Origin of the sequence: Micromonospora sp. B006, assembly GCF_003408515.1 — a bacterium.
Lineage (GTDB): Bacteria > Actinomycetota > Actinomycetes > Mycobacteriales > Micromonosporaceae > Micromonospora > Micromonospora echinospora_A.
This window is the reverse complement of sequence record NZ_CP030865.1, coordinates 3359320-3379814: the sequence shown is the minus strand read 5'-3', so window position 1 is coordinate 3379814 and position 20495 is coordinate 3359320. Positions and strand designations below refer to the sequence as shown.

Below are 20495 nucleotides of genomic sequence, written 5' to 3'. Positions count from 1 at the left end.
GCCCCTTAGCGACAGGTGATCAACCCGATGGCGAACGAAGCCAAGCTCCGCGAGTACCTCAAGCGCGTCACCGCTGACCTGCACGAGACCAGCGAGCGCCTGCGGGCCGTCGACGAGCAGAACCACGAGCCGGTCGCGATCGTGGCGATGGGCTGCCGCTACCCGGGCGGGGTGCGGACTCCGGAGGCGCTGTGGCGGCTGGTCGAGTCCGGCGTCGACGCCGTCACACCCTTCCCGGCGGACCGGGGCTGGGACGTGGAGAGCCTCTACGACCCCGACCCGGACGCGCACGGCAAGTCGTACACCCGCGAGGGCGGCTTCCTGCACGACGCCGGCGAGTTCGACGGCGGCTTCTTCGGCATCTCGCCCCGCGAGGCGCTGGCCATGGACCCGCAGCAGCGCCTCCTGCTGGAGGTCGCCTGGGAGACGGTCGAGCGGGCCGGCATCGCCGCGGACTCGCTCAAGGGCAGCCGCACCGGCGTCTTCACCGGCGTCATGTACCACGACTACGTCTCCCGGCTCAACGGCGTGCCGCAGGAGGTCGAGGCGTTCGTCGGCACGGGCAACCACGGCAGCGTCGTCTCCGGCCGGATCGCGTACACGTTCGGCTTCGAGGGCCCGGCCGTCACCGTCGACACCGCCTGCTCGTCCTCACTGGTGGCGCTGCACCTCGCCGTCCAGGCCCTGCGTTCCGGCGAGTGCACACTCGCGCTGGCCGGCGGCGTCACCGTCATGTCCAGCCCCGACACGTTCGTCGGCTTCAGCCGCCAGCGTGGCCTGTCCCCGGACGGGCGGTGCAAGTCCTTCGCGGCCACCGCCGACGGCACCGGCTGGAGCGAGGGCGCCGGGCTGCTGCTGCTGGAGCGGCTCTCCGACGCGCGGCGCAACGGCCACCGGGTGCTCGCCGTGGTGCGCGGCAGCGCGGTCAACTCCGACGGCGCCTCCAACGGCCTCACCGCGCCGCACGGCCCGTCGCAGCAACGCGTGATCCGCCAGGCCCTCGCCAACGCCCGGCTCGCCCCGGCCGACGTGGACGCCGTCGAGGCCCACGGCACCGGCACCCGCCTCGGCGACCCCATCGAGGCGCAGGCCCTGCTCGCCACCTACGGCCGGGACCGGGCCGACGACCAGCCCCTGTGGCTCGGGTCGATCAAGTCGAACCTCGGGCACACCCAGGCCGCGGCCGGCGTCGCCGGCGTCATCAAGATGGTCATGGCGATGCGTCACGGCGTCCTGCCGCGCACCCTGCACGTCGACGAGCCGTCCCCGCACGTCGACTGGTCGGCCGGCGCGGTGAGCCTGCTCCGCGAGCCGCGCCCGTGGCCGCGCGCGACGAGGCCCATGCGCGCGGGCGTCTCCTCGTTCGGTGTCAGCGGCACCAACGCCCACGTCATCGTCGAGGCCGCCCCGCCCGCGCCGCAGCCGGCCACCGATGCCGTCACCGGCCCCGACCCGCTGCCATGGGTCGTCTCCGCGCGCAGCGCCGCAGCGCTCGGCGCCCAGGCCGACCGGCTGCGCTCCTGGCTCGCCGAGCACCCCGACGCCGCGCCGGCCGCCGTGGGCCGGGCCCTGGCCACCGGCCGGTCCGTCCTGGAACACCGGGCGGTGCTGCTCGGCGCCGACCGGGACGAACTGCTCGCCGGGCTCGGCGCGCTGGCCGACGGGGTTCCGGCCGCGTCCGTGCGGCGCGGGGTCGCCAGTCCCACCCGCGTCGCCGTGCTCTGCACCGGCCAGGGCGCCCAGCGCGTCGGCATGGGCCAGCGGTTGTACGCAGCCTTCCCGGCCTTCGCCGACGCCTTCGACGCCGCCTGCGCGGAGCTGGACAGGCACCTCGACCGGCCGCTGCGCGGCGTGCTCGACGGCCCCGCCGACGTGCTCGACCGCACCGGGTACGCCCAGGCGGCGCTCTTCGCCGTCGAGGTCGCCGCCTACCGGCTCGTCGAGTCCTGGGGTGTCGTGCCGGACTTCGTGGCCGGGCACTCGGTCGGCGAGGTGGCCGCCGCGCACATCGCCGGCGTGCTGTCGGCGCCCGACGCCGCCCGCCTGGTGGCCGCCCGGGGCACCCTGATGCAGGCGCTGCCCACCGGTGGCGCCATGGTGTCGATCCGCGCCACCGAGGCGGAGGTCCGCGCGCACCTGGCCACCGTCGGCGGGACGCCCGGCGCCGGGCTGGCCGCCGTCAACGGCCCGGAGTCCGTCGTCGTCTCCGGCGACGAGGACGCCGTGCTGGCGGTCGCCGCACACTTCGCAGCCCTCGGCCGCAGCACCAGGCGGCTGCGGGTCAGCCACGCGTTCCACTCCGCCCGCATGGACCCGATGCTCGACGCGTTCGGCGACGTGCTCGGGCAACTGACCTTCGCCGCGCCCCGCATCCCCGTGGTCTCCACCGTGACCGGAGCGGTGCTCGACCCCGACGAGGTGTGCTCCCCGGCGTACTGGCTGCGCAACGTCCGCGACACGGTCCGCTTCGACGCCGCCGTGACCTCGCTGCGTGAGCTGGGTGTCGGCGCGTACGTCGAGGTGGGCCCGGGCGGAGTGCTCTGCGCGCTCACCCAGGAGATGGTCGGCGCGGACCAGGCGGTCTGCGCCCCCGTGCTGCGCGCCGAGCACGACGAGGCGACGACCGCCCTGGCCGCCGCGGCCACCGTGTGGGCCAGGGGCGTGCCGGTGAACTGGGCGGCCCTGTTCGCCGGCCCGCCCGTGCCGGTCGACCTGCCCACGTACGCGTTCCAGCGCGAACGCTACTGGTTGCTGCCCCTGCCGCAGCCCGCCGACGTGACCGCCGCCGGGCTGACCCCGACCGGCCACCCGCTGCTCGGCGCGGTGTTCCGCTCGGCCGACGGCGACGAGGTGACGCTCACCGGCAGGTTGTCCGTGGAGACCCAGCCCTGGCTGGCCGAGCACGCCCTGCGCGACGTCGTGCTCCTGCCCGGCACCGGGTTCGTGGAGCTGGCGATGCGGGCCGGCGCGGAGGTCGGCGCCGAACGGCTCGCCGAGCTGACCCTCCAGGCGCCGCTGGTGCTGCCCGAGACCGGCGGCGTCGACGTGCAGGTCGCCGCCGAACGCACCGGCGGCGGAGCGTGGCAGCTCACCGTCCACGCCCGTCGCGCCGGCACCGACGACATCTGGGTACGGCACGCCACCGGCCTGCTCACCGAGGAGCCGGATGAGGACACGGGCGCGCCGGCGCAGTGGCCGCCGAGCGACGCCACCTCCCTGGACGTGTCGGAGCTGGCCGGGCGGGCGGCACGGGCCGGCTTCGCGTACGGCCCGGCCTTCTCCGGGCTGCGTGCCGCCTGGCGCGTCGGCGCGGACGTGTACGCCGAGGTGGCGCTGCCCGATCCGGCGGCCGGCGACGCCGGTGGGTACGGGCTGCACCCGGCGTTGCTCGATGCCGCCGTGCAGGCGGTCGGGCTGGGCATCGTCGACCCCGGCGAGGCCCGGATGCCGTTCGCCTGGTCCGACGTGACGCTGTCCGCCCACGGCGCCGACACGCTGCGGGTACGGTTGACCCCCACCGGTCCGGACACGGTGTCCATGCTGGTCGCCGACGCCACCGGGGCGCCGGTCGCCCGGGTCGGCTCCCTGGTGCTGCGGCCCGTGCCGGCGGGGGAGCTCACCGCCGGCGGGTCCGCGTGGCGGCGCTCGCTGTTCCGCCTCGACTGGCTCCGGCACCCCGTCGCCGGGGGCGCCGCCGACGGCACGACCTGGGCGGTGCTCGGCGAACGTCCCGCCCCGCTGCCGTCCGGCCCGCCCGCCGCCCGGTACGCCGACCTCGACGCGCTCCGCGACGCCGGGGTACCCGACGCCGTGCTGTACCCGGTGGCCGGCGCGACCGGCCCCGGCGCCGTCCACGACCTGCTCGCCGAGGTCCTCGCCGTGCTCCAGGGCTGGCTCGCCGCCGAGCCGCACACCGGCGACTCCCGGCTGGTGGTCCTCACCGGCGGCGCCGTCGCCGTGGACGACGACGCGGAGGTCACCGACCTGGCCGGCGCCGCCGTGTGGGGCCTGCTCCGCTCCGCCCAGGCCGAGCACCCCGGCCGCTTCCTCGTCGTCGACGTCGACGACGAGGAGAACTGCGCGGCCGTCCTCGCCGGCCTGCTGTCGGCCGACGAGCCGCAGGCGGCGGTACGCGACGGGGCGCTCCGCGTGCCCCGGCTCGTCGCCGCCCCGGAACCCGACGCGCCGGCGCCGGCGCTGGACCCGGAGGGCACGGTGCTGGTCACCGGCGGCACCGGTGCCCTCGGCGCGCTGACCGCCCGCCACCTGGTCACCCGGTACGGGGCCCGGCACCTGCTGCTGACCAGCCGGCGCGGCGCCGACGCGGACGGCGCAGCCGACCTGGTCGCCGCCCTCGCCGGCCTGGGGGCCACCGCGACGGTCGAGGCGTGCGACGCCGCCGACCGGGCCGCCCTCGCCGCGCTGCTGGACCGGATCGACCCGGCGCACCCGCTGACCGGCGTGGTGCACACCGCCGGCGTGCTGGCCGACCGCACCCTGACCTCGCTCACCCCCGAGACCCTCGGCGACGTGCTGCGGCCGAAGGTGGACGCCGCCGCGAACCTGCACGAGCTGACCGCCGCCAGCCGCCTCGCACTCTTCGTCACGTACTCCTCGGCGGCGGGCGTGACGGGCAGCCCCGGCCAGGCCAACTACGCGGCGGCCAACGCCTTCCTGGACGCGCTCGCCCACCGGCGGCGGGCCGCGGGCCTGCCGGCGCACTCGCTGGCCTGGGGCCCGTGGGCGGAGTCGGGCGGCGGCATGACCGCCGGCCTCGACCGCGCCGACACCGACCGGCTGGCCCGGGCCGGCGTACGGCCGCTTCCCGAGGCGGACGGCCTCGCGCTCCTCGACGCCGCTCTGCTCACCGGCCTGCCCGCGACGGTGCCGATGGCGTTGGACGGGCCGGCGCTGCGCGCCCAGGCCGAGGCGGGCACCCTGCCGTCGGTCCTGCGCGGCCTGGTCCGGGCGCCCCGGCGCCGCGCCGCGCGGTCCGGCCCGGCGGAGACCGCCGCGCTGACCGGGCGGCTCGCCGGCCTCGACCGCGAGGAGCGCGCCGCGGCCCTGCTGCGGCTCGTCCTCGACCAGGTCGCGACGGTCCTGGGGTACGCCGACGCCGCCGCCGTCGAGGCCGGGCGTCCGTTCACCGAGCTCGGTTTCGACTCGCTCACCGCCGTCGAACTGCGCAACCGGCTGGGCGCGGTCACCGGCCTGCGCCTGCCCGCGACGCTGGTCTTCGACCACCCGACCCCGCTCGCCCTCGCCGACCACCTGGACGCCGAGACCGGAACGGACGCCGGCACCCGGGCGGCTCCGGTCGCCGCCGTCGCGGCGCTCGACGAGCCGATCGCGATCGTCGGCATGAGCTGCCGCTACCCCGGCGGCGTACGCAGCCCCGAGCAACTGTGGGACCTCCTCGTCTCCGGTGGCGACGGCATCACCGGCTTCCCCGCCGACCGCGGCTGGGACGTCGACGACCTGTACGACCCGTCCGGCGCGCGCCGGGGCAGCAGCTACGCCCGCGAGGGCGGCTTCCTGGCCGACGCCGCCGACTTCGACGCCGACCTGTTCAAGATCTCGCCGCACGAGGCCCTCGCCATGGACCCGCAGCAGCGGCTGCTGCTGGAGACCTCGTGGGAGGCCATCGAGGACGCCCGGATCGACCCGCTTGCGCTGCGTGGCCGGCCCGTCGGCGTGTTCGCCGGCATGATGTACCACAACCACGCCGCAGGGCTGGCCGACGTCCCCGAGACCCTCGACGGCTACCTCGGCGTCGGCACGGCCAGCAGCGTGTTGTCGGGTCGGGTGGCGTACTCGTTCGGTTTCGAGGGCCCGGCGGTGACTGTGGACACGGCGTGTTCGTCGTCGCTTGTGGCGTTGCACCTGGCGGTGCAGGCGCTGAGGTCGGGGGAGTGTGACCTGGCGCTGGCCGGCGGCGTCACGGTGATGGCGACACCCGAGACGTTCATCGACTTCTCCCGCCAGCGGGGCATGGCCCCCGACGGCCGGTGCAAGTCGTTCTCCGACGCGGCGGACGGCACGGGCTGGTCCGAGGGCGTCGGTGTGCTGCTGGTGCAGCGGCTGTCGGACGCGCGGCGTGACGGGCGCCGGGTCCTCGCGGTCGTGCGGGGCACAGCCGTCAACCAGGACGGCGCGTCGAACGGGTTGACGGCGCCGAACGGTCCGTCGCAGCAGCGGGTGATCCGCCAGGCCCTCGCGAACGCCCGGCTGGGCGTCGCCGACGTCGACGTCGTGGAGGCGCACGGCACGGGCACGACGCTGGGCGACCCCATCGAGGCCCAGGCGCTGCTCGCCACGTACGGGCAGGACCGCGACGACCGGGACGCGCTGCTGCTGGGGTCGGTGAAGTCGAACATCGGTCACACGCAGGCCGCTGCCGGGGTGGCGGGCGTCATCAAGATGGTCTTGGCGATGCGGCATGGGATGGTGCCGGCGACCTTGCACGTGGATGCGCCGTCGTCGCATGTGGACTGGTCGTCGGGCGCCGTGGAGCTGGTGACCCAGGCGCGCGAGTGGCCGGGTGCGGGCCGCGCACGCAGGGCTGCCGTGTCGTCGTTCGGGATCTCCGGCACGAACGCCCACGTGATCATCGAACAGGCGGAGCCGGAGCACGCCGCGGCGTCTGCCGCGCCCGTGGCTTTGCCGGTGCCGTGGGTGGTGTCGGGGCGTTCGGAGCGGGGTCTGTCGGGTCAGGCCGGGCGGTTGGCGTCGTTCGTGCGGGAACGGTCCGGCCTTGCGCCGGTGGACGTGTCGTGGTCGTTGGCGACGACCCGGGCTGCGTTGGAGCATCGGGCGGTGGTGTGGGGCTCGGACGTGGACGAGCTGGCGGCGGGCCTCGCGGCGGTGGCCGAGGGCCGGTCTGCGGGTGTGGTGTCGGCGGGTCGTCGGGCGGTGTTGTTCACGGGTCAGGGCTCGCAGCGTGTGGGTATGGGCCGGGAGTTGTATGAGACGTTCCCGGTGTTCGCGGCGTCGTTCGACGAGGTGTGCGTCCGGTTCGATGGTTTGTTGCCGCGTGCGTTGCGGGGTGTGGTGTTCGCGCAGGCGGGGTCGGATGAGGCTGCCCTGGTGGATCAGACCGTCTTTGCCCAGGCGGGGTTGTTCGCGGTGGAGGTGGCGTTGTGGGAGTTGTTGTCGTCGTGGGGTGTGCGGGCTGATTTCCTGGCGGGTCATTCGATCGGTGAGGTGACGGCGGCGTACGTGGCGGGGATGTTGTCGTTGGCGGACGCCTGTTCCCTGGTGGCGGCGCGGGGTCGGTTGATGCAGGCGTTGCCGGCTGGTGGGGTGATGGCGGCGGTGGGTGCGTCTGAGGCTGATGTGCGGGAGGTCATCGACGCTGCGGGTGCCGGAGTGGATGTGGCGGCGGTGAATGGTCCGGCGTCGGTGGTGGTGTCGGGTGCGGCTGACGAGGTCGCTTCGGTGGTGGGGGCCTGCCGTGAGCGGGGTTGGCGGGTCAAGGAACTGGCGGTGAGTCACGCGTTCCATTCGCGGTTGATGGAGCCGATGTTGGAGGAGTTCGCGTCGGTGGTGGCGGGGCTCGACTGGCGGGTGCCGCGGGTGCCGGTGGTGTCGAACGTGACCGGCGCGGTGGCGGACGCCGCAGAGATCACTGAGCCCGGCTACTGGGTGCGGCATGTGCGGCAGCCGGTGCGGTTCGCCGACAGTGTGGCGGCGCTGCGGGCACAGGGGGTGGACACCTTCCTGGAGGTCGGCCCGGACGCGACGTTGACGGCGATGGTGGCGGAGATCGTCGCGGATGCCGGGGTGCGACGGGTTCCGGCGTCGCGGCGGGACCAGTCGGAGCTCGCTGCGGTGACGGCGGCGTTGGGGCAGTTGTGGGTGGCGGGTGTGCCGGTCGACTGGGCTGCCTACCACGGTCAGACCGGCGCCCGGCCGGGTGTGGTCGACCTGCCCACGTACGCCTTCGACCACCGGCGCTACTGGATCAACGCGACGACGCGCTCCTACCGTCCCCCCGCAGCCCGGCGTACCGCCGCCGACGAGGACTTCTGGCGGGCGATCGAGGCGGAGGACCTGACGACCCTCGCCGAGAGCCTGGCCGTCGACGCCGACGCCCCCCTCGCGGACGTGCTGCCGGCGCTGTCCACCTGGCGACGCCGCCGGGACGCCGAGGCGGCCCTCGACTCCTGGCGCTACCGGGTGGCCTGGCAGCCGCTCACGGGCGACGCCGCCCGCGCCGAGGCGACCGACTTCCTGCTCGTCGTACCGGCCGACGCCGACGCGGCCGTGACGGACTGGGCCGCCGCCCTCGGCGCCGCCGGCGGGCGGATCGTCGAGGTCGACGCCACGTGCGACCGCAAGCGCCTCGCCCACGACCTCGCCGAGGCGTCGACCGGCCGCGACGGGGACGTGCTGCCCGTACTCTCCCTGCTGGCCCTCGACACCCGGCCGTACGCCGGGGCCGCCTCCGTGCCGACGGGCCTCGCCGGCACGGTCGCGCTCGCGCAGGCCCTCGGCGACGCCGGGATCACCGCCCGGCTCTGGATCGCCACCCGCGGCGCGGTCTCCGTCGGATCCCGCGACCGGCACGTCGACCCCGTGCAGGCCATGGCGTGGGGCTTCGGCAGCGTGCTGCGCGCCGAGCACCCGCACCGGTGGGGCGGGCTCGTCGACCTCCCCGAGCAGCCCGACCAGGGCGTCGTGCGCATGCTCCGGACGCTGATCGCCGGCACCGGCCGGGAGGACGAGATCGCCCTGCGCGGCACCGGCGGCCACGCCCGCCGGCTCGTTCGTGCGACGTACGGCGACACCGGTGCGCGCGGTTCCTGGACGCCGCGCGGCACGGTGCTGATCACCGGCGGCACCGGGGCACTCGGGGGACACGTCGCCCGCGCGCTGGCCGCCGAAGGAGCCGAACACCTCCTCCTGGTCAGCCGGCGGGGTGGCGAGGCGCCCGGCGCGACCGCCCTCGCCGAGGAACTCGCCGGGCTCGGCACCCGGGTCACCCTCGCGTCCTGCGACGTGGCCGACCGGGCCGCGCTCGCGACGCTGCTCGACTCGATCCCCGCCGAGCTTCCGCTGAGCGCGGTCGTGCACACCGCCGCGGCCCTCGACGACAACGTCGTCGACGCCGTGAGTGTCGACCAGCTGGCCAACGCCCTGCGGGCGAAGGTCGACGCCGCGCGCAACCTGGACGAGCTGACCCGGGGCAGCGACCTCTCCGCCTTCGTCCTCTTCTCCTCCCTCGCCGGCCTCATGGGCGCCGCCGGCCAGGCCACGTATGCGCCGGGCAACGCGTTCCTCGACGCCCTGGCGCAGCGCCGTCGCGCGGAGGGGCTGCCGGCGACCTCGCTCGCCTGGGGCCTGTGGGCCGACGGCGGGGTGAGCGCGGGCGACTTCGAGCAGCGGCTCAGCCGTACCGGTTTCGGCGCGATGGCGCCGGAGACAGCCGTGCGCGCCTTCAACCGGGCGCTGGACCGCGACGAGACGTACCTCGTCGTGGCCGACATCGACTGGGCCCGGGTGGCCGCCACCGGTCCTCGGCGCGCCCACCCGCTGGTCCGCGACCTGCTGGCCGACGCCGGCGCGGCGGTGCCCGCCGACGCCCCAGTGCCGGCGGCCGACCTGCGCCTGCGTCTGTCGGGAATGCCCGGCACGGAGCAGTTGCGCGTCCTCGGTGAGCTGGTACGCGCCGAGGTCGCCGCCGTGCTCGGCCACGAGTCCGTCGAGCGGGTGGCGCCGGACCGGGCGTTCCAGGATCTCGGCTTCACCTCGCTGGCGGCTGTCGAGCTGCGCAACCGGCTCGACGCGGCGACCGGCCTCGCGCTGCCGACCACGCTCGCCTTCGACTACCCGAACTCGGCGGCTCTGGCCGGCCACATCCACGCCGGGCTGCTCGGCGGGCAGGCGCTGCCCGTCCCCGCCGCCACCGGCCCCTTCGTGGGGGACGACCCGATCGTCATCGTCGGCATGGGCTGCCGTTTCCCGGCCGGAGCCGAGTCCCCGGAGGGGCTCTGGGACCTGCTGACGGCCGGTGCCGACGCGATGTCGGACTTCCCGACCAACCGGCACTGGGACCTGGAGTCGCTGGCCGGCACCGACTCCTACGTCTCGCGCGGGGCGTTCCTGGCCGACGCGGGCGGCTTCGACGCGGAGTTCTTCGGCATATCGCCGCGCGAGGCGCTCGCCATGGACCCGCAGCAGCGGCTGCTGCTGGAGGTCTCCTGGGAGGCGTTCGAAGACGCCCGGATCGAACCCCTCGCGCTGCGCGGCAGCCGCGTCGGGGTGTTCGCCGGCACCAACGGCCAGGACTACGAGACCGTCGTACGCGAGGCCGGTGAGTCGCTCGCCGGGTACGGCGCGACGGGTGCCTCCGCGAGCGTGCTGTCGGGTCGGGTGGCGTACTCGTTCGGTTTCGAGGGCCCGGCGGTGACTGTGGACACGGCGTGTTCGTCGTCGCTTGTGGCGTTGCACCTGGCGGCGCAGGCGCTGCGGTCCGGCGAGTGCGACCTCGCGCTGGCCGGCGGCGTCACGGTGATGTCCACCCCGGGCGCCTTCATCGAGTTCTCCCGCCAGGGTGGGCTGTCGGCGGACGGCCGCTGCAAGGCCTTCGCCGAGTCTGCGGACGGCACCGCGTGGGGCGAGGGTGTCGGGGTGCTGGTGGTGCAGCGGTTGTCGGATGCGCGGCGTGACGGGCGTCGGGTTCTGGCGGTGGTGCGGGGTTCGGCGGTGAATCAGGATGGTGCGTCGAATGGTTTGACGGCGCCGAATGGTCCGTCGCAGCAGCGGGTGATTCGGCAGGCGCTCGCCAACGCCCGGCTGGGCGTGGGTGATGTGGATGTGGTGGAGGCGCACGGCACGGGCACGTCGTTGGGTGATCCGATCGAGGCGCAGGCTTTGTTGGCGACGTACGGGCAGGGTCGGGATGTGCCGTTGTTGCTCGGCTCGGTGAAGTCGAACATCGGTCATACGCAGGCGGCTGCCGGGGTGGCGGGTGTCATCAAGATGGTCTTGGCGATGCGGCATGGTGTGGTGCCGGCGTCGTTGCATGTGGATGTGCCGTCGTCGCATGTGGACTGGTCGTCGGGTGCGGTCGAGCTGGTGACGGCCTCGCGTGAGTGGCCGGGCGTGGAGCGTCCTCGGCGTGCGGGTGTGTCGTCGTTCGGTATTTCGGGGACGAACGCGCACGTGATTTTGGAGCAGCCGGAGCCCGAGGCCGTCCCCGAGGTCGCGGCGGAGCCGGAGTCTGCCCCGGCGTCTGCCGGGGGCGCTTCCGTGGCTTTGCCGGTGCCGTGGGTGGTGTCGGGGCGTTCGGAGCGGGGTCTGTCGGGTCAGGCGGGGCGGTTGGCGTCGTTCGTGCGTGGTCGTGGTCTGTCGCCGGTGGATGTGTCGTGGTCGTTGGTGACGTCGCGGGCTGCGTTGGAGCATCGGGCGGTGGTGTGGGGTTCGTCGGTGGACGAGCTGGCGGCGGGTCTGTCGGCGGTGGCCGAGGGCCGGTTGTCGGGTGTGGTGTCGGCGGGTCGTCGGGCGGTGTTGTTCACGGGTCAGGGTTCGCAGCGCGTGGGTATGGGTCGGGAGCTGTACGAGGCGTTTCCGGTGTTCGCGGCGTCGTTCGACGAGGTGTGCGTCCGGTTCGATGGCTTGTTGCCGCGTGCGTTGCGGGGTGTGGTGTTCGCGCAGGCGGGGTCGGATGAGGCTGCCCTGGTGGATCAGACCGTCTTTGCCCAGGCGGGGTTGTTCGCGGTGGAGGTGGCGTTGTGGGAGTTGTTGTCGTCGTGGGGTGTGCGGGCTGATTTCCTGGCGGGTCATTCGATCGGTGAGGTGACGGCCGCGTACGTGTCCGGGATGTTGTCGCTGTCGGATGCGTGCACGTTGGTGGCGGCGCGGGGTCGTCTGATGCAGGCGTTGCCGGCTGGCGGTGTGATGGCGGCGGTCGGCGCGTCGGAGGAGGCTGTCACCGAGCTGATCGCGTCGTCGGGTGCGGGTGTGGATGTGGCGGCGGTGAATGGTCCGGCGTCGGTGGTGGTGTCGGGTGCCGCCAATGAGGTTGCGGTGGTGGTGGCGGCGTGCCGTGAGCGGGGTTGGCGGGTCAAGGAACTGGCGGTCAGTCACGCGTTCCATTCGCGGTTGATGGATCCGATGCTGGACGAGTTCGCGTCGGTGGTGGCGGGGCTGGACTGGCGGGTGCCGCGGGTGCCGATCGTGTCGAACGTGACCGGCGCGGTCGCGGAGCCGCTGGAGTTGGTGGATCCGGAGTACTGGGTGCGGCATGTGCGGCAGCCCGTGCGGTTCGCCGACGGTGTGGCGGCGTTGCGGGCACAGGGGGTGGACACCTTCCTGGAGATCGGCCCGGATGCGACGTTGACGGCGATGGTGGCAGAGATCGTCGCTGATGCCGGGGTGCGGCGGGTTCCGGCGTCGCGGCGGGATCAGCCGGAGGTCGGCGTGTTGACGTCGGCGTTGGGGCAGTTGTGGGTGGCGGGTGTGCCGGTCGACTGGGCTGCCTACCACGGTCAGACCGGTGCCCGGCCGGGGGTGGTCGACCTGCCCACGTACGCCTTCGACCACACCTGGTACTGGCCCGAGGCGGCGCCCGCGGCCCGCCGGGACGTGCACGGCGAAGCTCTCGACGGGCGGTTCTGGGCGGCCGTGGAGTCCGGCGACCCCGACCTGGTCGGCGGCGAGCTGGGCGTCGGCGCGGACGAACCGTTCAGCGCGGTCCTGCCGAAGCTCGCGCAGTGGCGGCGGGCCGCACAGCAGCGGTCGACGGTGGACTCCTGGCGCTACCGCGTGGTGTGGCGGCGCCAGGACGTGACCGGGAACGAGGACCTGACCGGCTCGTGGCTGGTGCTGATGGTCCCCGGCCAGGAGGACCACCCGTTGCTGGCCGGGCTGGCGGAGCGGGGCGCCGAGGTGGTGCCGGTGGTGCTGGACGCGCTGGACCGGGACGAGATCGCGCGTCGGCTGTCCGCCGCCTCGGCGGCCGCAGGACCGGTCGCCGGGATGATCTCGCTGATGTCGCTGGCCGGCGCCGGTGTCGTCGAGGCACTGGCGGTCGCGCAGGCGCTTGCAGTCACTGAGGTCGAGGGTCGGCTGTGGTGGTTGACCAGCGGTGCCGTCTCCGTGGACGACTCCGAGCCTCTGACCGACCTGGACGGTTCTGCGGTGTGGGGTTTGGGTCGGGTGGTGGGTTTGGAGGTGCCGTTGCGGTGGGGTGGTTTGGTGGATTTGCCGGGTGTGTTGGGTGGTGGTGTGTGGGGTCGGTTGTGTGGGGTGTTGTTGTCGGGGGTTGAGGATCAGGTGGCGTTGCGGTCGTCGGGTGTGTTCGTGCGGCGGTTGGTGCGTGCGGGCTCTCCGGCGGGTGCGGGTGCGGGTGGTGGTTTTCGGTTGTCGGGGACGGTGTTGGTGACGGGTGGTACGGGGGCGTTGGGTGCGCGGGTGGCGTTGTGGGCGGTGGGTGTGGGTGCGGAGCATGTGGTGTTGGTGAGTCGGCGTGGTGGTGGTGCGGCGGGTGTGGGTGAGTTGGTGGGGCGGTTGGAGGGTTTGGGTGTGCGGGTGTCGGTGGTGGGTTGTGATGTGGCGGATCGTGGTGCGGTGGCGGGGTTGTTGGGGGATTTGGTGGGTCGGGGTGAGCGGTTGCGGGCGGTGGTGCATGCGGCTGGTGTGGCGCAGTTGACGCCGTTGGGTGAGGTGGGTGTGGGTGAGGTGGAGGAGGTGTTGCGGGCGAAGGTTGGTGGTGCGGTGGTGTTGGATGAGTTGACTGCTGGTTTGGATTTGGATGCGTTTGTGGTGTTTTCGTCGATTGCGGGGGTGTGGGGTTCTGCGGGTCAGGTGGGGTATGCGGCGGCGAATGCGTTTGTGGATGGGTTGGTGGTGTCGCGGCGTGGGCGTGGGTTGGTGGGGACGTCGGTGGCGTGGGGGCCGTGGGCTGAGGCGGGTATGGCGGTGGGGGTGGCGGGGGAGCAGTTGAGTCGGCGTGGTTTGCCGGGGATGGCTCCGGAGTTGGCGGTGGCGGCGTTGCAGCGGGCGTTGGATGGTGGTGAGGGGCAGGTGGTGGTGGCGGATGTGCGGTGGGATCGGTTTGTGCCGTCGTTCACGGCGTTGCGTCCGTCGCGTCTGTTCACCGACATCCCCGAAGCACAGGCGGCGATCGAGGCGGCGTCCCGAGCCGAGACCGGCCCCACCGACCGGGCCTCCGCACTGCGCGAGCGGCTCGCGGCCCTGACGCCGCCGGAGGTCGAGGCGTCCCTCCTGGACCTCGTACGCTCCCAGGTCGCCACGGTGCTCGGCCACGCCACCGTGGAGGCGGTGCGGCCGGACCGGGCGTTCCAGCGTCTCGGCTTCGACTCGCTCACCGCAGTCGAGCTGCGCAACCGGCTGACCGCCGAAACCGGCCTCGCGTTGCCCTCCACCCTCGTCTTCGACCACCCGACGCCGGCCGCCCTGGTCGCCTTCATCCAGGAGACCGTGCTCGGAGCATCGGGCGACGCGCCGGCCGCCCGCAGGGTCGCCACCGTCGACGACGACCCGATCGTGATCGTCGGCATGGGCTGCCGCCTCCCGGGTGGCGTCGCGTCCCCGGAAGAACTGTGGCAACTGCTCGCCACGGGACGCGACGGCATCTCCGAGTTCCCCCTCGACCGGGGCTGGGACAGCTTCCTCAGCAGCGGCCTGTCCGACACGTCCTTCGCCCGCAGGGGCGGCTTCGTCTACGACGCCGGCGAGTTCGACGCCGAGTTCTTCGGCATCTCGCCGCGGGAGGCCCTCGCCATGGACCCGCAGCAGCGGCTGCTGCTGGAGACCTCGTGGGAGGCCGTCGAGTCGGCGGGCATCGACCCGACCACCCTGCGGGGCGGCGCGGTCGGCGTCTTCGCCGGGGCCAGCTTCCAGGGGTACGCCAGCGGGTCGGTCGGTCGGGCCCAGGAGGTCGGCGGCCACCTGCTCACCGGCAACGCGACAAGCGTGTTGTCGGGCCGGGTGGCGTACTCGTTCGGTTTCGAGGGCCCGGCCGTGACTGTGGACACGGCGTGTTCCTCGTCGCTTGTGGCGTTGCACCTGGCGGCGCAGGCGCTGCGGTCCGGCGAGTGCGACCTCGCGCTGGCCGGCGGCGTCACCGTGATGGCCTCACCGGGCACGTTCGCCGAGTTCTCGATCCAGGGCGGCCTGTCCGCCGACGGCCGCTGCAAGTCGTTCTCGGACGCCGCGGACGGCACGGGCTGGTCCGAGGGCGTCGGGGTGCTCGTGGTGCAGCGGTTGTCGGATGCGCGGCGTGACGGGCGTCGGGTTCTGGCGGTGGTGCGCGGTTCGGCGGTGAATCAGGACGGTGCGTCGAACGGGTTGACGGCGCCGAACGGCCCCTCCCAGCAGCGGGTGATCCGGCAGGCCCTCGCGAGTGCGGGTTTGTCGGCGGCCGATGTGGATGTGGTGGAGGCGCACGGTACGGGCACGTCGTTGGGTGATCCGATCGAGGCGCAGGCTTTGTTGGCGACGTACGGGCAGGGCCGGGATGTGCCGCTGTTGCTCGGCTCGGTGAAGTCGAACATCGGTCACACGCAGGCCGCTGCCGGGGTGGCGGGCGTCATCAAGATAATCTTGGCGATGCGGCATGGTGTGGTGCCGGCGTCGTTGCACGTGGATGTGCCGTCGTCGCATGTGGATTGGTCGTCGGGTGCGGTGGAGTTGGTGACCGAGTCCCGTGAGTGGCCGGGCGTGGAGCGTCCTCGGCGTGCGGGTGTGTCGTCGTTCGGGATCTCCGGCACGAACGCCCACGTGATCATCGAGCAGCCGGAGCCGGAGCCCGCTCCGGCACCGGTCGCGCCCGTCGCACCGGTCGGGGTGCCGGTGCCGTGGGTGGTGTCGGGTCGTTCGGAGCGAGGTCTGTCGGGTCAGGCCGGGCGGTTGGCGTCGTTCGTGCGTGGTCGTGGTCTGTCGCCGGTGGATGTGTCGTGGTCGTTGGTGACGTCGCGGGCTGCGTTGGAGCATCGGGCGGTGGTGTGGGGTTCGTCGGTGGACGAGCTGGCGGCGGGTCTGTCGGCGGTGGCCGAGGGCCGGTTGTCGGGTGTGGTGTCGGCGGGTCGTCGGGCGGTGTTGTTCACGGGTCAGGGTTCGCAGCGCGTGGGTATGGGTCGGGAGCTGTACGAGACGATCCCGGTGTTCGCGGCGTCGTTCGACGCGGTGTGCGCGGAGATTGATCCGCGCCTGCCGCGTGCGTTGCGCGAGGTGGTGTTCGCCGAGCCGGGCACCGCCGATGGGGCTCTGGTGGATCAGACCGTCTTTGCCCAGGCTGGTCTGTTCGCGGTCGAGGTGGCGTTGTGGGAGTTGCTCGCGTCGTGGGGTGTGCGGGCCGACTACCTGGCGGGTCATTCGATCGGTGAGGTGACGGCGGCGTACGTGTCGGGGATGTTGTCGTTGGCGGATGCGTGCAGTTTGGTGGCGGCGCGGGGTCGTCTGATGCAGGCGTTGCCGGCTGGCGGTGTGATGGCGGCGGTGGGTGCGTCGGAGGAGGCTGTCGCCGAGCTGATCGCGTCGTCGGGTGCGGCGGTGGACGTGGCGGCGGTGAATGGGCCGGCGTCGGTGGTGGTGTCGGGTGCCGCCAATGAGGTTGCGGTGGTGGTGGGGGCCTGCCGTGAGCGGGGTTGGCGGGTCAAGGAACTGGCGGTCAGTCACGCGTTCCATTCGCGGTTGATGGATCCGATGCTGGAGGAGTTCGCGTCGGTGGTGGCGGGGCTGGACTGGCGGGTGCCGAGGATCCCGATCGTGTCGAACGTGACCGGCGCGGTCGCGGACGCCGCAGAGATCACCGAGCCCGGCTACTGGGTGCGGCACGTGCGGCAGCCGGTGCGCTTCGCCGACGGTGTGGCGGCGTTGCGGGGGCAGGGGGTGGACACCTTCCTGGAGATCGGCCCGGACGCGGTCCTCACCGCCATGGCCGCCGAGGCGGACACCGCCGACGATGTGCGGTACGTCGCCACGCTGCGCCGCAGCCAGCCCGACGTCACCACCCTCACCAGTGCCGCCGGGCAGCTCTGGGCCGCCGGCGTGGCCGTCGACTGGGCGGCGTATCTCGGCCAGACCGGCACCCGGCCGCGCGCGGTGGAACTGCCCACCTACGCCTTCGACCGGCAGCGCTACTGGCTGGAGGACCCCCAGCCCGGCTCGGCTCCGGAGCGGGCCGACGCCCCGTCCGACGAGCAGTTCTGGGCGGCGGTCGAGTCCGGGGACCTCGGCGTGCTGGGCGAGGATCTCGCCGTGGGCGCGGACGAGCCGTCCACGGCGCTGCTGCCCAAGCTCGCCCGGTGGCGGCGGGCGACGCAGCAGCGGGCGGTCGTCGACTCCTGGCGGTACCGGGCGACGTGGCGTACGGCCACCGTGCCGGACTCCACGACGTTGGCGGGAACCTGGCTGCTGCTGATGGCGCCCGGGCAGGAGGACCACCCGGTGGCCGCGGCGCTGGCTGCCCGGGCCGACCGGGCGGTCCCGGTGCTGATCCCGCCCGGCGCCGACCGCGACCGGGTGGCGCGGCTGCTGCTGGAGGCGATGAGCTCCGACGCCCGGGACGCCCACGTGGTGTCCCTGCTGTCGCTGGCCGAGCCGCGGGAGGCGTCCCCGGTTCCGGCCGCCGCCGAGGTGTCGAAGGCGCTGGCCGTGGTGCAGGCGCTGACCGACGTCGGTGGGTCGGGCCGGTTGTGGTGGCTGACGCGCGGGGCGGTGTCGGTCGGCGACTCGGACGAGCTGGCGGATGTCGCGGGTTCTGCGGTGTGGGGTTTGGGTCGGGTGGTGGGTTTGGAGGTGCCGTTGCGGTGGGGTGGTTTGGTGGATTTGCCGGGTGTGTTGGGTGGTGGTGTGTGGGGTCGGTTGTGTGGGGTGTTGTTGTCGGGGGTTGAGGATCAGGTGGCGTTGCGGTCGTCGGGTGTGTTCGTGCGGCGGTTGGTGCGTGCGGGCTCTCCGGCGGGTGCGGGTGCGGGTGGTGGTTTTCGGTTGTCGGGGACGGTGTTGGTGACGGGTGGTACGGGGGCGTTGGGTGCGCGGGTGGCGTTGTGGGCGGTGGGTGTGGGTGCGGAGCATGTGGTGTTGGTGAGTCGGCGTGGTGGTGGTGCGGCGGGTGTGGGTGAGTTGGTGGGGCGGTTGGAGGGTTTGGGTGTGCGGGTGTCGGTGGTGGGTTGTGATGTGGCGGATCGTGGTGCGGTGGCGGGGTTGTTGGGGGATTTGGTGGGTCGGGGTGAGCGGTTGCGGGCGGTGGTGCATGCGGCTGGTGTGGCGCAGTTGACGCCGTTGGGTGAGGTGGGTGTGGGTGAGGTGGAGGAGGTGTTGCGGGCGAAGGTTGGTGGTGCGGTGGTGTTGGATGAGTTGACTGCTGGTTTGGATTTGGATGCGTTTGTGGTGTTTTCGTCGATTGCGGGGGTGTGGGGTTCTGCGGGTCAGGTGGGGTATGCGGCGGCGAATGCGTTTGTGGATGGGTTGGTGGTGTCGCGGCGTGGGCGTGGGTTGGTGGGGACGTCGGTGGCGTGGGGGCCGTGGGCTGAGGCGGGTATGGCGGTGGGGGTGGCGGGGGAGCAGTTGAGTCGGCGTGGTTTGCCGGGGATGGCTCCGGAGTTGGCGGTGGCGGCGTTGCAGCGGGCGTTGGATGGTGGTGAGGGGCAGGTGGTGGTGGCGGATGTGCGGTGGGATCGGTTTGTGCCGTCGTTCACGGCGTTGCGTCCGTCGCGTCTGTTCACCGACATCCCCGAAGCACAGCCCGCACAGGCCGAAGAGGTGCCGAAGGGCGAGGACCGCGGCGCGGCGTCGGCGCTGCGCGAGCGGCTCGCCGCCGCCTCCGGGTCGGAGCGCGACCGCATCCTGCTCGACCTGGTCCGCGGCACCGCCGCGGCGGTGCTGGGACACGCCACGCCGAGCGGGATCAGGCCCGCCCGCGGCTTCCTCGAACTGGGCTTCGACTCGCTCACTGCCGTCGAGCTGCGCAACCGGCTGACCGCCGCAACGGGCATCGGACTGCCCGCCACCCTCGTCTTCGACCATCCCACCCCGAACGCGCTCGCCGGTCACCTGCGGGCCGAGTTGGCGCCCGAGCAGCCGGCGTTGCCGATCGTGGCCGAGATCGAACGCCTCGACAAGCTCCTCGGCGGGCTGCCGGGCGACCAGGTCGACGACGCGGTCGTCGGTCGGCTGGAGGACCTGCTGACCCGGTGGCGGGGCCGACCCGCCGCCACCGCACCGGCGTCGGCCGCCGGAGAGGAGTTGGAGTCGGCCAGCCGGGACGAGCTCTTCGACATCATCCAGCGGGAGTTCGGCAAGTCCTGAGCGGACACTGCCCGACCCCGGGCGGGACGGGCCGGAAAAGGGACACCCGACGGCGCCGGACGCCTGACCGGCACCGTCGGGCAGGCGCGGCTGCCTAGGGGTCCACGTATCCCGTCTAGGGGTGTGCCGGTGCGGGCCCGGCTCCGTAGGGTCGGAGCACGCCAGGCCGTCTCGCCCTGCCCACCGGCAGCCGAGCGGTACGGATGTGGGTGCGTGCGGTGCCCCGGATGGACGGGAGGTCCGCATGGCCGGATCCGGCTTGCCTCAACTGCTCGCCATCAGCGACCTGCACGTGGTGCACGCGGAGAACAAGGCCATCGTCGAGCGGCTGCGGCCGGAGCGCGACGGCGACTGGCTCGTCGTCGCCGGCGACGTCGGGGAGTTCGTCGGCGACATCGAGTGGGCGCTGGGACTCCTCAGCCGCCGCTTCGCCAAGGTCATCTGGGCCCCCGGCAACCACGAGCTGTGGACTCCCCGCGAGGACCCGATCCAGCTGCGGGGGGACGCGCGCTACCAGCACCTGGTGCAACTGTGCCGAGGGCTCGGGGTCATCACCCCGGAGGACCCGTACCCCGTCTGGGACCCGCAGGGCGACGACCCGGTCCTGATCGCGCCGCTGTTCCTGCTCTACGACTACACCTTCCGGCCCCCGGGGACGTACACGAAGGAGCAGGCCCTGGCACGGGCCCATGAGGTCGGCGTGGTCTGCACCGACGAGATCCTGCTGCACCCGGACCCGTACCCGACGCGGGACGCCTGGTGCCGGGCGCGGCTGGCCCTGACGGAGCGCCGGCTCACCGCCGAGCGCGGCGGGCTGCCCACCGTCCTGGTCAACCACTTCCCGCTCGTGCGCGAGCCCACCCGGATCCTGCGGTACCCGGAGTTCGCCCAGTGGTGCGGCACCGAGACCACGGCCGACTGGCACGTCCGCTTCGACGCCCGCGTCGCCGTCTACGGTCACCTGCACATCCCGCGTACCACCTGGTACGACGGGGTCCGGTTCGAAGAGGTCTCGGTCGGTTACCCGCGGGAGTGGCGCCGCCGGTCGACGCCCCCCGGCCGGCTGCGCCGCATCCTGCCGTCGGCCGCCTGAATGGCCCTCGTGGCGCTGGTCACCGCCGCTCCCGGAGCCTGCCGTGACGCCGCCCGCGGGCCGGCCGATCAGGGGTTCTCTAGGGGTTGGGCGGGTGTTGGGCGCTCAGTACCGTCCAGTCACGGTG

General features: G+C 73.5%; 2 protein-coding genes. Both read left to right on the top strand.

The genetic code is table 11. The annotated features are described in order from the left end of the window. Positions 1–27: 27 nt before the first annotated feature. A complete protein-coding gene (locus MicB006_RS15185; protein WP_116511451.1) occupies positions 28–19275 on the top strand; it encodes a type I polyketide synthase in 19248 nt (6415 codons plus the stop codon). A gap of 244 nt (positions 19276–19519) precedes the next feature. Then, on the top strand, positions 19520–20368 hold the full coding sequence (locus MicB006_RS15180) for a metallophosphoesterase (protein WP_116506941.1): 849 nt from the start codon (positions 19520–19522) through the stop codon (positions 20366–20368). Positions 20369–20495: the final 127 nt, after the last annotated feature.